The 12,837-nt window shown below is 61.3% G+C and carries 10 protein-coding genes and 2 pseudogenes; 5 read left to right on the top strand and 7 right to left on the bottom strand.

The features are described from left to right. A partial coding sequence (locus Q0S71_RS07030) for a hypothetical protein (protein WP_295993379.1) occupies nucleotides 1-594 on the bottom strand: 594 nt, incomplete at its 3' end. Further along, a complete protein-coding gene (locus tag Q0S71_RS07025; protein ID WP_295993377.1) occupies nucleotides 591-1,871 on the bottom strand; it encodes a tyrosine-type recombinase/integrase in 1,281 nt (426 codons plus the stop codon). The genes Q0S71_RS07030 and Q0S71_RS07025, both read right to left, overlap by 4 nt. A 626-nt stretch (nucleotides 1,872-2,497) precedes the next feature. Here Q0S71_RS07025 and Q0S71_RS07020 point away from each other — a divergent pair. Then, the gene (locus Q0S71_RS07020) at nucleotides 2,498-4,012 is read left to right on the top strand and encodes a hypothetical protein (RefSeq protein WP_295993371.1); all 1,515 of its coding nucleotides are present in this window, start codon (nucleotides 2,498-2,500) and stop codon (nucleotides 4,010-4,012) included. Between the two features lie 84 nt (nucleotides 4,013-4,096). Here Q0S71_RS07020 and Q0S71_RS07015 read toward each other — a convergent pair whose 3' ends face one another. After that, nucleotides 4,097-6,691, bottom strand: a complete 2,595-nt coding sequence (locus tag Q0S71_RS07015) for a M1 family metallopeptidase (RefSeq protein WP_295993368.1) — start codon at nucleotides 6,689-6,691, stop codon at nucleotides 4,097-4,099. An 83-nt stretch (nucleotides 6,692-6,774) separates the two neighbouring features. On the opposite strand from Q0S71_RS07015, the pseudogene Q0S71_RS07010 reads away from it, so the two are divergent. The 4 genes and pseudogenes from Q0S71_RS07010 to Q0S71_RS06995 form a co-directional block, all read left to right on the top strand. Next, a pseudogene (locus tag Q0S71_RS07010) lies at nucleotides 6,775-7,035 on the top strand (hypothetical protein); the annotation flags it as partial. A gap of 89 nt (nucleotides 7,036-7,124) precedes the next feature. Continuing rightward, nucleotides 7,125-9,140: a M20/M25/M40 family metallo-hydrolase gene (locus Q0S71_RS07005; protein WP_295993365.1), complete on the top strand. Its 2,016-nt coding sequence runs from the start codon at nucleotides 7,125-7,127 to the stop codon at nucleotides 9,138-9,140. Nucleotides 9,141-9,243: 103 nt separating this feature from the next. After that, complete coding sequence (locus tag Q0S71_RS07000; RefSeq protein WP_295993363.1) at nucleotides 9,244-10,152, top strand: DUF2785 domain-containing protein; 909 nt, start codon at nucleotides 9,244-9,246, stop codon at nucleotides 10,150-10,152. Nucleotides 10,153-10,219: 67 nt separating this feature from the next. Then, nucleotides 10,220-10,324: pseudogene (locus Q0S71_RS06995) on the top strand (transposase domain-containing protein); the annotation flags it as partial. A 161-nt stretch (nucleotides 10,325-10,485) separates the two neighbouring features. Here Q0S71_RS06995 and Q0S71_RS06990 read toward each other — a convergent pair. The 4 genes from Q0S71_RS06990 to Q0S71_RS06975 all read right to left on the bottom strand — a co-directional run. Further along, entirely contained in the window at nucleotides 10,486-10,881 is a 396-nt protein-coding gene (locus tag Q0S71_RS06990) for a type II toxin-antitoxin system VapC family toxin (RefSeq protein WP_295993360.1), read from the bottom strand. Beyond that, nucleotides 10,878-11,129: an AbrB/MazE/SpoVT family DNA-binding domain-containing protein gene (locus Q0S71_RS06985; RefSeq protein ID WP_295993358.1), complete on the bottom strand. Its 252-nt coding sequence runs from the start codon at nucleotides 11,127-11,129 to the stop codon at nucleotides 10,878-10,880. Before Q0S71_RS06985 ends, Q0S71_RS06990 begins: the two co-directional genes overlap by 4 nt. Nucleotides 11,130-11,154: 25 nt before the next feature. Beyond that, nucleotides 11,155-11,508, bottom strand: a complete 354-nt coding sequence (locus tag Q0S71_RS06980) for a hypothetical protein (protein WP_295993357.1) — start codon at nucleotides 11,506-11,508, stop codon at nucleotides 11,155-11,157. 128 nt (nucleotides 11,509-11,636) lie between these two features. Further along, nucleotides 11,637-12,837: M48 family metalloprotease (locus Q0S71_RS06975; RefSeq protein WP_295993355.1), on the bottom strand; the 1,201-nt coding region annotated here is incomplete at its 5' end.

The following is a 12,837-nucleotide window of genomic DNA, read 5'->3' as shown; positions in this document are numbered from 1 at the left end:
CCTGCCGCCCAAGGACCGTAAACGGATATACAAGACTACTGCAAACAGCAACATAAAATCAGCATCAGGAAGGCGAGAACTTCTAATTGGGTCTGGATATCCTAAACAACCGTGACAAGTCTCGTGTAAGAAATTTCCGTTGCGCAGGCTAAGTGCGGGATGCTTCACTCCTTCGATCAACTCTGTTAAAGCAGTTGAGAGTAACTCCTCCGGGGGCATCGCAGTACCATCTTTCCGAGCCAAAAAAGTAATCCCTTGATCGCGAAGAGAGAAGAACGCTCGAACGCTCGAACCCGAGGCCAACTTGGGATTCATTTTCAACCCTTTGAGCAACGCCTTGGCTGCGTTCGTGATCGCACGCCTTCCTTGCGACAGTTCCTCCGTATCCTTCATACGTTTAAGGCGGTACACATCGGTTTTTTTGTCATATGTCTTCGCGCAAGCACATGCATGCCAAACCCACTCAAGAAGAAGCTCATCGCAATCCGTACCCAATTTATCTTCTATGGGGATTTTTGAAACTTCCTTCCTTATCACTTCCTTGATAGCTTGATTCTCTGCCTTCCATTGCTGAGGCGTCTGTTTCAATTTCATATACCGCTTACCAGTCGCAGACCGCTTTCAGGGACTGCATCTGGCACTACGCCTCCTTCTGTCAAAATCCACTCTTCAAACTTTTGCGCGTGCATAGCCAGCATGTCCAATGGACGGTGGCGATAATGCGCCTCATGCGCGTCGTTGCCAGCAACGTGACCAGTGATCTGCCTGATGACGCCCGACGGAATCTCGATCCATTCAGACAGCGTCGCGAAGCTCTTACGCAATCCGTGCGACGAAATCCAGATGCCAGTTTTGGCAGCGATGGCCTTAATGTATTTCGCAGGCTCACGCATGCGCCCATCAGCGCTCTGCTCGCTGGAGAAGACCCAGTCATTCCTCTTCGGTAGGCTGCTCAGCAATCGCGAGGCGTATCGAGTCAAAGGGATAACACGATCCCCGCCGGTCTTTGTGTCGCGGAACGTAACCGAATGCCAGCGAAAATCGACGTCGGCCCAGCGCAAACTCAACGCTTCTTCACGGCGGCATCCCGCCAAAAGCAGGAAGCGCAAATACGCCTTTGCCACTGGATTCTCCACAAACTCCGTGGCCGCCCACCACGCTTTCAGTTGATCCCTTCGCAGCGTTACCTTATTGGGGCGAACCTCAGCCCACGCTTTTTCTTCGGTTAACTTACGGATCGGATTGTCGCCAATCGACGCGGCAAATGCTGGATTCTTCTTGGCGGCATTGAGCACCGCCCGCAGAGAGCGCATTGCCTGATTAGCTTGTGCAGGGCCACTCTTGCCTATAAGGGTCTTGTGCTTAGCAAGCGCGGCGTCTTCGGTGATGGCAGTGAGTTTCTCGTCCGCCCAATCTGCAAAAGAGCGGCGCAGATGGCCTTCGTAGTCGCGAATCGTAAGAGGAGACAGTGGCTTACTGGATGCCGCCCTCGCAGAAAGATACGACGACCAAGCATCACGCAAGGTAGCCTGCTGTGCCTTCCGTGTCTGCGCCTGCTCAACTGCCTGCTCCTTGGCCTTGCGATCCTGCTCGCGAGGGTCCACGCCGCTGTCAAGCATCACACGCAGCTCACGCGCCGCCTTGCAGGCGCTCTCCACAGTCCAAGTCGGCCACTCACCGATGACCCGTCGAATGGTCTGACCGTGCATCTTACCTTCAAAGAAAAACGCCTTACGCACACCCTCGTAGCGACGATCAACCGACAGCCCCAAGCCATCAGCACCGTGACGGTACAGAACCTTCTTGCCCTCCTCCCCGGTGCATTTGGTGTCAATGGTTGATACGGTGAGGCCTTGCTTCTTACGTGCCATGAGTACCCAAGGAGAGAGTGGCTACCTTTTCCTACCTGTAAAAGGTAGCCTATAGGTAGGATTGTTAGCGTGAAAACTGATGAGTTACAATGATAACAAATCCTCGTGTCTCATAGGGGAAAACAGAGAAATATTAAGCAAGGTTAGATTGAATTATTTCTCGTGATTAAAAAACCTAGGATTGAAAATCCTTGTGTCGGTGGTTCGATTCCGCCCCGGGCCACCAAGAACAGTGTCAAACGAAACGCCAACCCATGCAGGTTGGCGTTGTCGTTTCTGGAATCCAGAGTCCTCGTGTCCGGTCCATTTCCGGTCCTGCCCACACGCCAGCAAATCTCCTCGCTCGCCTCACTACGCCCACTGCGTCGTTGCGGATCAAACTGGCGTCCGCCGCGAGGTCCAACTTGCGGCCTCGCCAAACCGACTTTGCTCGTCCGCTTTCTGGCAACAATTGTGCCCACCTTCTCATAACGCGTTCAGCCAGCCTTACCGGCGCTGATATCAGTTTACAAGCGCTGCTGACAGCAAGGACATTTTGTGTCAGGATGACCAGCTTATTCTTTCCTGATGGTATGCACATGAAACTGTTTTGTTGTTTGGGAGCGGCAGCGCTGGCTTGCGCGTCGTTGATTTGCTCGGCTGCCGAGCCAGCCGCTGCGCCGGCCGCCGCCGCCGCCGGCAAGGCCGACGAGAAGCCGGCGCCCGACGCCAAGGTGTGGGTAACCAAGCATCAGATGACGATAGGCGGCAAGCCTCTGGCCTATACCGCCACCGCCGGCACCATGCAGATCAAGAACGACAAGGATGAGCCCATCGCCTTGTTCGGCTTCACCGCCTACGTCAAGGATGGCAAGGAAGAGGATCAGCGCACGCGTCCCATCGTGTTTGCCTACAACGGCGGTCCGGGAACTTCGTCGGCCTGGCTGCACATGGGCATCCTGGGGCCGAAACGCACGGTGCTGAAAGACCTCGAGGCCAATACCCACGGCCCCTTCCTGACCGTCAACAACGAGTTGAGCCTGCTTGGCCAGGCCGACCTGGTGCTGATTGACCCGGTCGGGACCGGCTATTCCCGCCCCATCGGGAAAAGCGAGGGAAAGGACTTCTGGGGCGTCGACCAGGACATCAAGTCGGTCTCCGACTTCATCGTCAAATACCTAAGCCAGATGAGCCGCTGGTCCGCGCCTAAGTTCGTGCTGGGCGAAAGCTATGGCGGCATGCGCACCGCCGGCGTCGCGTTTGACCTGCTGACCAGAAATAACGTTGCGCTGAACGGCATCATCCTGGTGTCGCCCTACCTGGACTATGCCGCCGGCGACACCACCTCCCAGATCGACGCGGCCTACGTCAACTTCCTGTCGACCTACGCGGCCACGGCCTGGTATCACAAGACGCTTGCCGACCGCCCACCAGCGTTGCAACCCTTCCTGCGCGAAGTCGAAGCCTTCGCGCGCGACGAGTATGCGCCGGTGCTGAACAAGGGCAGCCGCGCCACCCCGGCTGAACGCCAGAAAGTGCTGGAGGGGCTGGCCCGCTATACCGGCCTCGACCAGGCCTACTGGCGCCGCGCCAACCTGCGCATCGACGAAGGGCACTTCCTGCAGGAGATGATGCGTGAAACCGGCCAGGTGCTGGGCCGCATCGACAGCCGCTACAAGGGCGGCATATTGAGCCCCATGGCCGAGTCGATGAAATACGATGCCTACGCATCGGCCGTCGCCCCGGCCATCGTCGCCACCTTCAACGATTACTACCGGCGTGAACTGAAGGTCGAATCGGAGCGCGAATATGTCTTCAGCGGCGACTTCAGCAAGGATTGGGACAACCGCCATGCGCAGCCGGACGCCAGCGACAAGGTCGTGCATCCGAATACAACGGTGGACCTGGCCTGGGCGATGAAGCTGAATCCGAAGATGAAAGTCCTGATTTCGACCGGCTACTTCGACTTGGCCTGCCCGTATGGCACGGTGGAATATGTGGTCGACCACCTCGACCTGACGCCGGAACTGCGCAAGAACATCACCGTCGACTACTTTGAAGCGGGCCACATGATGTATGTGCACCCGGGGTCGATGCAGAAGTTCACGGGTTCGCTGGCCGAATTCGTGGGAACGAACAGCCGCACCGTCGAAGCGCCGTGATCCCGCGCAAGAAATGAACGGCCGACCTGCATAAAGGATTAGCTCGTCTAATTTCATGGAATCTGCGGCACGCAGGAAGAACCTCTATGGCGCGGTGGCGCTGATCCAACGATCGACTTCCGGCAGCAGAGCGCGCGCGATGTGCTGGTTCTGCCGGATTGCGGCGGTGGCGGCCAGGAAGGGCTTGCGCGCCTCGACGGGCACATTGCGCACCTGATAGGCTTGCAAATCGGCGATGCGGGCCGTCGAGGAGGAGGCGCTGGCGACGTAGATCGCCAAGTCCCAGCGCGTGGTCGGCGGCATCGGCAAGTTCGGATCCTCCAGCTTGGGTGCGAACGCATCCCACACGACATCGGGGTTGGCGCGGCTCAGTCGGGAGATCAGCGACGCCCCCGTGCCGGCGGGCGCCTGGTCGCCAAGGGCGATGCCGACCATGCGGCGCGCCAGATCGGGATCGGTCACGCCGGCCAAGGCGGAGTAGATGCGCTGCTTTTCCTGCGGATCGGCGGACTTGGCGGCCCGCGCCAGCAGCGTGTCGAACAGCGCCTGGTCCGACTGCGCGGCGGCGATCATCAAGGCGCTGTGCTGCTGCGCCACCGTGCCGCTGCCGTCGGCGACTCTGCGGCGCGCGTCGGCGATCACGCCGGCGTCGCCCAGCGTGCTCAAGGTCTGGACCAATCTGCCGCGCAGAATGTCGAGATTGGCGTCCTCGCCCGGGACGGCGTCCGGCCCCAGGCGCGCAGACAAGGGCGTCAATAATGCGAGCCCGTAGCGGCGGAATTTGGCGCGCGCCGCCAGGTCGGCGTAATCTTCATCGATCTCGCTGAGCACCGCGAGCGCGCGTTGCCAGACGATGGGATTGGAGGCCGCCGGCAGCGCCGAGACCAGCTTCAGGGGATTACTGAGGGGCGCGTCGCCGGCGATGCCCAGCGCCAGGCTGTCGTTGATCAGCCCGAGCTGGTCGACGGCGGACAACGTGCCCAGACGCGCGGTCAGCGCATCGAAGCCGGCCGCATCGTAGAGCACGCGTGCATACGCCATCTGCCCCGCGTTGACCAGGGGTGCGGGGCCGGAGGCGATCCTGGCGCCGCCGTGCAGCAGGACGCCGCGCTGCTGGCGCCCCTCATCGGCTATCTGCAAAGGCAGGCGCCACAGTTGCGGCGGCAGCGCGGCGATGGTCGCGGGATCGAGCGCAAAGCGCGACTGCCGCAGTTGCACGCCGCCGGCTGCCGTCTCCACGCGCACCAGCGGCACGCCTTCCTGGCGCGTGAAGTCATGCTCGATGTCGAGCACGGGCAGGCCGGTGGTCCGCTGCATGATGCTCCATAGATCGGTGTCGACCGTATTGCCGTAGGCGTGGGCGCGCATATAGCGGCGTACGCCTACGCGGAACCTGTCGCGGCCGATGTAGGTATTCATCATGGTAATGAAGGCCGCTCCCTTGTCGTAGGTGATCGAGTCGAACGACTGTGCGGCCTGTTCCGCCGTATCGACTTGCTGCACCACGGGATGGGTCGACGCCACCGAGTCGGCCTGCTTGCCAGCCTCGAAGATGGCGCTCGCCTGCAGGCCGGTTTGCCAGTCGGGATGCAGGTCGTCGGCCGCCGCCGTCTGCATCCAGCGGGCGAAGCCTTCGTTGAGCCACAAGTCGCTCCACCAGGCCATCGTGACCAGGTCGCCAAACCACTGGTGCGCCATTTCGTGACTGACCGCCTCGAATACCAAGCGGCGATCGGGTTCGGTCGAGGTCTTCGGATCGAACAACAGATGATTTTGCGAATAGAAAATCGCGCCCCAGTTTTCCATCGAGCCGCCGGCGATGGCCCCCGGCGCCGCGATCAGGTCCAGCTTGGGCAGCGGATAGGACACGCCGAAATAGCCGTTGTAATAGTGCAGCAGCGCGACCGCCTCCTGCAGCGCATAGTCGGCCTTGGCGAGGTCGCCACGCTTGACGACGACGCCGACATCGACGCCATCGACCTGTTTGCCGACGCGCTCGTAATCGCCGATGCCGACAAACAGCAGATAGGTCGACATCCTGGGGCTCTTCGCAAAACGCACGCGCTGCATGGTGGCCGACAGCCGCGTCACTTCAGCCACCGGCATGTTCGACAACGCCATGCGGTCCTTGGGCGCGTCGACCGCGACGGTGAAGCTGGCCTTGCGGCCCGGCTCATCCCAGCACGGCAGGAACTGGCGGGCGGCGGCCGGCTCGAAGTTCGTCGCCAGAGTGCGGCGCGGGCCGTCCGGCGTGCTGTAGTCCATGGCGAAAAAGCCGAGCGTGGCGCGGCCAATTTTGCCATGGTAGTCGATCGTGAGGCGATGCTTGCCGGCCTTGACGGGGGCGCTGAAAGCGAGGCCGGTACGCTCGAGTTTTTCGTCGGCTTTGACGGCGGCGTCGCCGCCGCCGTCGACCGAAGCGTGGTCGAAGACCAGGCCGGCGGCGTTCAATTCGATTTTCGAGGTGGCTTGGCGGACATCGATGGTGATGACGACCCGGCCCTTGAACGTGAGGGCGTCGGCGTCGGGGGAGACGGTGAGGTCGTAATCGAGGGGAATGACTGTGTCGGGAAGCACTTCGCGGATGCGGTCGGCGTCTTTCGCGGCGGTAGCTGCCGATGCGTTTGTCAGGGTCAGTGCGCAGATCGCTATCGCGGTAGCCAGTTCTTTGATGTGCATGGTTTAGCCTTGCCGTTGGGAATAGATAATCTACAGCAATATCAGATAAGCAAGAAGAAAAAATGGAGCATGGATGTTCAATACGTCACCTGGGCGTGCTGGAGGCGGCGAACCTGGTGGCCACCAGGTGGCGCGGCCGCGAGAAGTTGCACTTCCTCAATCCGATGCCGCTGCAGGAAATCTATGAACGCTGGATAGCCAAGTTCGACAAACCCCGCCTCCGGGATTCGCAGTCCTCGGTTCCGGTCCATTTCCGTGCTCTTTCCGCATCCCGACAATCTGCTCCGGAACAGGATAGGCCAAGTATTGCCCCAAACGGCCGGCGCCCGGCAAATCCCGCCTGAATTTTTTCCCGAGCGATTTCGCAGGTGATATATTGCAATATTGCAAATATCAACCTTCTCTCGATTGCAACACCCGTCCTGGAGACATCATGAAAAGACTTGCCGCTTTTATATGGCTGTTCTTGCTGTTACCGCAAACAGCCTCCTGCCAAGTATTGCAAGAACGCTTTCACCGCTTGGTGGACACGCAAGGTGTTTCCGGTTATGAAACGGACGTGCGCGAACTGGTGCGCGCACAATTCCCCGCCTGGGCCCGCTCCCAAGTCGATACAATCGGCAACCTGAGCGTTAGCTTTGGCCATGGCGCACCGCATACAATGCTGATCGCCGCGCTGGATGAAAACGGCTACGTCGTTTCACGTATCACCGATGACGGTTATTTGCGGCTGCATCGCCACGGCTCCGCGTCGAACAATATCTTGCGCGATCAATTCATGGTCGGGCAGCCGGTACTTGTACGCGGTGCCAGCGGTCGCCTAATTTCGGGCGTGACGGCCACGCCGTCGCTGCATTTGCGCCGTTTGCTCAACCCGGCGGAAGTCGCGCGTATCCGCGATATCGGCGATCTGTGGGTCGATGTCGGCGCTGCCAACGCGGCGGCGGTGGCACAATTGGGAATCCGCGTGCTCGACCCGGTCAATCTGCGCGAACGTGCGCAGTCACTGGCCAACGGCCGCGTGGCCGGTGTCAATACTCAGTTGCGCGCAGGCGCGCAGGCCCTGGTCGAGCTGCTTCGCGCCATGCCTGGCGAGCCGACGCCGACGGGTACGATAACCCTGGTCTGGACGGTGCAGTCGCAGTTCAATGAGCGCGGCCTGGCGCGCCTGGCGCAGGCCGTCCATCCAGCGCGCGCCTTCGTGATCGGCGCCGCCGTGACCGCCCCCAAAGCCGCTCCCGCCGAATGGAGCGATGTGCCCATCGTATGGAAAAGCGTGCCGGCGTTATTCGAAAGCACCACCGTCGAAGTAGTCGACGTGGCGCAGATCACCGCGCTGACGCGCGAGTTGGCCGCCGAGACCGGATTGACGATGGGAGATGGCTCCGCTGACGTCAAACCGCTGCCTGCCCCGCCACCCCGCATCGGACAAAACGCCAGCGGCCCGTTTGCGATCCTGAAGCCACTGATAGAAACGTATGGCGTCTCTGGCCACGAGGCACCGGTGCGCGAGGTGGTGCGCAAGCTGCTACCGCCCTGGGCACAGCCGGTCGAGGACGAGCAGGGCAATCTGTCGCTCAGCTTTGGACAAGGCGGCAAAGAACTGCTGTTCATCGCCCATCTCGACGAAACCGGTTTCGAAGTCACCGGGCTGCGCGCCGATGGCATGGCCGCCATCCGCGACCAGGGCGGCATGTATTTATCGCTGTATGAGGCGCAGCCGGTATGGGTGCATACCGCCAAGGGCAAGGTCCCGGCCGTGATCGCGCCGCGCCCGCACTACGCCACGGCGACCGGCGCGCAGCCGGACATGGCGAATTTGCTGCTTTACTTTGGCACCGACTCTGCCGCCGAAACGCAGGCGCTGGGCGTGGCGGCGGGGCAGGCGGCCAGTGTGCGCAAGCAGTTCGTCGAATTGGCCGCGCCGCGCGCGACCGGACGCTCGATGGACGACCGGGCCGGCATCACGGCCCTGCTGATGGCCTTGAAAATGGTCGATCCGGCCACGCTGAAGAACCGGATCACGGTGGCGTTCAGCGTCGGCGAGGAAAACGGCTATTCCGGCGCGCGGGCCATGGCCAAGCGCTTGCATCCGCAATACGCGTTTGCCATCGACACCTTTGTGTCGACCGACACCCCGAACGATCCTCAATATCTGGCCCACGCGCCGCTCGGCCATGGCCCCGTGTTGCGCGGCATGGACAATCTTATACTGACGCCGGCGGCGACGATAGACCGGATCACCCAGCTGGCGCAGACCGCCAAAATCCCCTTGCAAATCGGCGTCACCCAGGGCGGCGTCGATTCCTTCGCGTTCAGCGCAGGCGGCGCGATCGACGTCGGCCTGTCATGGCCTGGCCGCTATTCGCACTCATCGGTGGAAATCATCGACCAGCGCGATCTGGTCAAGCTGTCGGAGCTCATCGCCTTACTGATGCGGCAACTCTGAACCAACGCTGCCGGTAGCCGCCGCGGCTCGACGATTGAAATTCTTAAACAGGCGCCAACAGGTCGTGATACGGTCTGGCGGCGTCGATGATGAAAGCCACTTCATGCGCATACTCTTGATCCTCCTTGGCGGACTTGCCGCTCACGCCATCGCCACCGCCGCCTGTCCGCCTGCGGGCATGTCCCGCGCCCAACTCGTCGCACTGAGCGCGGCGGGATACGAAGTGGCCGACAACGCCAGGCGTCAAGCGCTGGCGCTTGGCCTGGTTGATTGTCTGGGCGACCCGGATCCGGTACTGCGCGACGAAATCGCCTTCGGGGCGCTGGAGTCCTGGATGCGATCCCAAAAGCTGGAGCCGGCAACCCTGCGCAGCTTGCGCACGACGCAGCTGGCCAGCTTGAAACAAGCGGATGCGGCCGGATTGGCGCAGCCTTTCGCGGCAATCGTGCTCGGTGAAGTGGCGAATGCCGATCGTATGCAACCCTTCATGAGCGCGGCCGAGCGCACCGAGCTGGTCCAGGCCGGCGCCGCCTACCTGAGTAATGTACGCGACTACCGGGGGTACGACCTGAAGGAAGGCTGGCGTCATGCTGTGGCGCATGCGGCCGACATGATGATGGAGTTGGCGCTCAATCCCGCGCTCAGCAAGAAGGACCAGCGACTGATCTTGTCGGCGGTGGCGACGCAGCTATCAGCGGCCGGCGCGCACACGCCTGCGCAGTTCTTCCTGTACTCGGAGGGCGAGCGGCTGGCCGCGCCCGTATTGGGCCTTGCCAGCCACGCCGATTTCAGCGCGGCCGAATGGGATGAATGGTTTAGCTCGCTTGCCATTACGCCGTCCGAGCATGACGCGATGCTGCCGCAGTCCATGGCACATAGACATAATCTGAGAAGCTTCCTGATGACGCTGTATATCTCGCTTAGCGAAAGCAAGGATGGCGCGCAGCGCGAACGGTTGCTGCCTTACGTCAGAAGAGAACTCAAGCTCGACCAGTCCGGCGGAGCGGTTTGAACACTTGCGCATCCGGCGACGCCTCTTGCGCAAAGAGCGAAGGCAGGACAAAGCTGAGCGGTGTCGACCCGAAGCCTGGTTGCGTCACGTGCTGACGCATATCGCCGATCATCCCGTCAACCGGGTTGATGATTTCTTGCCTTGGAACTGCAACTTGCCAGCAACCCTTTGAGATGACGCCGCTTCCCAGCGGTGTGATGCCATCAACAATCAACTTGCTACAGCACTCAAGACGGCGCTGTTTTGTTTCCAGGCTGAGCAATCCTTATGTCGGGTCTATTTCCAGCGTTTGACATTGCTGCTTCAACGCGCCATAGCCCCTATCCTGCTTACCTACAACAAGCGCGCCGGATGACCTTGCGCCACCAGCAGAACGACTGCTTTTTTATCAAAAGAAACAAAGGTCTCGCCACCAAGCCAATTTCCCTCATAGGCGATCACACCGTCGGCGAAATCACCGCCGGCTCCCAACACCGCCAGCCCAGCCATCACCGCAGGTCGATTCATTTCGACATTTGCCGTGTCCACCAGTGCCCGAATCGCCTGCGCCACGTCCTCAATCGGAAAGCCATAGACCTTACGCAACACCCAAACCAACTCGCACAACGTCGGCAGCGTCACCGCGATCAACGCCGCATCCAGCAAGACGGTGCTTGCTTGCAGCGCCTGCACCGGGTCGTCCTGGACCACGGCGCGAACCAGGACGTTGGTATCGACCGTGACCTTCATGCACCGCCCGACCAGCCCCGCGCAGATGCTTCGTTCATTTCCTCCACGGTCGCCACTTTCTTTGTCCGCCCTGCCAGCAGACCGACAAACCCGCCTATGCTTGCACTAGGCAGGGCAGCTCTCACCAATCCCTGGGCATTCGGCAGCAAGTCGAGTTCGATTTTGTCGCCCGGCTTGATGCCCAGATGCTGGAGCACCTCTTTTCTCAAGGTCACTTGACCTCGCGCCGTAACTGTCAATATCGCCATGGCGTTGTCCTCCTGGTCTGGCGCGTCAAATTGTAATGCGGTTCCACCTTACCATCGAATCCACGCCCACCCGATACAAGATTGAAAATCCTTGTGCCGGTGATTCGAATCCGCGCCATACGCCCACTTCCAGAATATCGCCGTCGATACGGGCCGCCTGTTTGGCCAGGATCCCACAGTTCAAAACAGCGGTAGATATCGACCAGGGTATTCGATTTGATGTGTTCGTAAGCGCCTGGAATTCGCCATCGTTCAACCACGGCGACAATGTCGCGAACGGCAAAACCCGATGGTGGAATATATCCGACATAGGATGATGCCAGGGTTGTTGCTTGCGTATGGTTTGATAGGCTGCTACGACTGCGTCTTTCTCATTCATGTGTTTGTCCTCGCGTGGTCAGTCACACTCCTCCAAGCCTGGCGGGGTCGGACTTTCAGAGGCACGGCCCGTCGATTGTCATTTAATCGGCGGCGGCCGGGCGGGTTTTTGAGCGGCGGCCTTAGCGCCTAGTGCACCGTCACCACGGGCGCGGCCTTGACGCTGACGGCGGCCTTGGCCGGCACGCTTACTTCGACCAGCATCTTGTCCAGGTTGGCGCGCCGTTCCAGCGAGTTCGGATGTTGTTCGCCGAGCTTGTCCATTTTGCCGAGATTGCCGACAAACAGGTCCAGCTGGCCGCCCGCCGCGCCGTCGGCGACCGGCGGCCCCATGCTCGCCTGGTAGCTCTGGATGATGTGGTGCAGACGCTTCTTGTCGGGGAAGGCGGCGTCGAGCAGGCGCACGGCGCAGGCGTCGGCCTGCATTTCCTGGGCCCGGGAAAAGACCACGAAGCGCGTCATGATGTCGTTCGAGTACGCCATCAGCGAGGCCGGCGTGCGGTTGCTGGCCTCCATCAGCTTGCGCAGGCCGTCGACGCTGTCGATGGCGTCGGTGAGCCGGGCCTGGTTGGCGCGCGTTTCATGGCGCTGCAACACGTGGGCGAGCTCGTGGGCCAGCGCGAAATACGCCTTGTCTTCATTTTTGGCGTCGGCCACCAGGTCGCGGTCGATGACGATGTAGCCGCCCGGCAGCGCCATGGCGTTGCCCGCGCCCTTGCGCACGTCGATCTGGAATTGATACGGCGTTTCTTCCTTGATCTGCAAGGCCAGCGTCTGCAACAGCAGCTGGGCGCGCGCGATCAGGACGCGGTTGGGCTTGCGGTCGCCGTCGAGCAGCTCGTCGGCCATGTCGCCGTGCACCTTCTCGCCCAGCATGCGCTCGGCGTCGGTCGGCAGCCAGTTCAGGTTCTTGCCGGCCAGCTTGAGCATGCCGCGCATGTCCATGGCCTGGCCGCCAGCGCCGATCTTCACCGCGGCGTTGTTGAGCCCGATTCTGGCGCTCAGCTTGAGGAGCGACATGGCATTGTCCGTCACGCCGAACGGTTCCACCATGGACTTGCAGGTCGGATCGAATTCCCGGGCCGACGTCGAAAACACCTCGTCGATATCCTTGACCTTGCTGGCCTGGCCGTCGCCGCCGAAGAACGATTTGACCCGGCCGAACAGGCCGGGACTGTCGGCCGGCGGCGGCGCGTCGGGTACCGCCGGAGCGCTGGCTTCGGCGGCCGGCGCGACGGCCGGTGCGGCCTCGGCGCTGGCGCTGGCGACGCTGGCGGCGGGCGGCGGCGTTTTTTTGGGCGCGGCCGGCGCGCTGGTCGCGCCCAGCGCG

This window comes from Rugamonas sp. (assembly GCF_025354735.1).
GTDB lineage: Bacteria > Pseudomonadota > Gammaproteobacteria > Burkholderiales > Burkholderiaceae_D > Rugamonas.
This window is presented reverse-complemented; position numbering and strand designations above follow the sequence as displayed.

Excerpts from the sequence above, each read along its gene's own strand:
- Q0S71_RS07025 (WP_295993377.1), bottom strand. The coding sequence starts at position 1,871 with ATGGCACGTAAGAAGCAAGGCCTCACCGTATCAACCATTGACACCAAA.
- Q0S71_RS07015 (WP_295993368.1), bottom strand. The coding sequence starts at position 6,691 with ATGCACATCAAAGAACTGGCTACCGCGATAGCGATCTGCGCACTGACC.
- Q0S71_RS07005 (WP_295993365.1), top strand. The coding sequence starts at position 7,125 with ATGAAAAGACTTGCCGCTTTTATATGGCTGTTCTTGCTGTTACCGCAA.
- Q0S71_RS07000 (WP_295993363.1), top strand. The coding sequence starts at position 9,244 with ATGCGCATACTCTTGATCCTCCTTGGCGGACTTGCCGCTCACGCCATC.
- Q0S71_RS06990 (WP_295993360.1), bottom strand. The coding sequence starts at position 10,881 with ATGAAGGTCACGGTCGATACCAACGTCCTGGTTCGCGCCGTGGTCCAG.
- Q0S71_RS06985 (WP_295993358.1), bottom strand. The coding sequence starts at position 11,129 with ATGGCGATATTGACAGTTACGGCGCGAGGTCAAGTGACCTTGAGAAAA.
- Q0S71_RS06980 (WP_295993357.1), bottom strand. The coding sequence starts at position 11,508 with ATGAATGAGAAAGACGCAGTCGTAGCAGCCTATCAAACCATACGCAAG.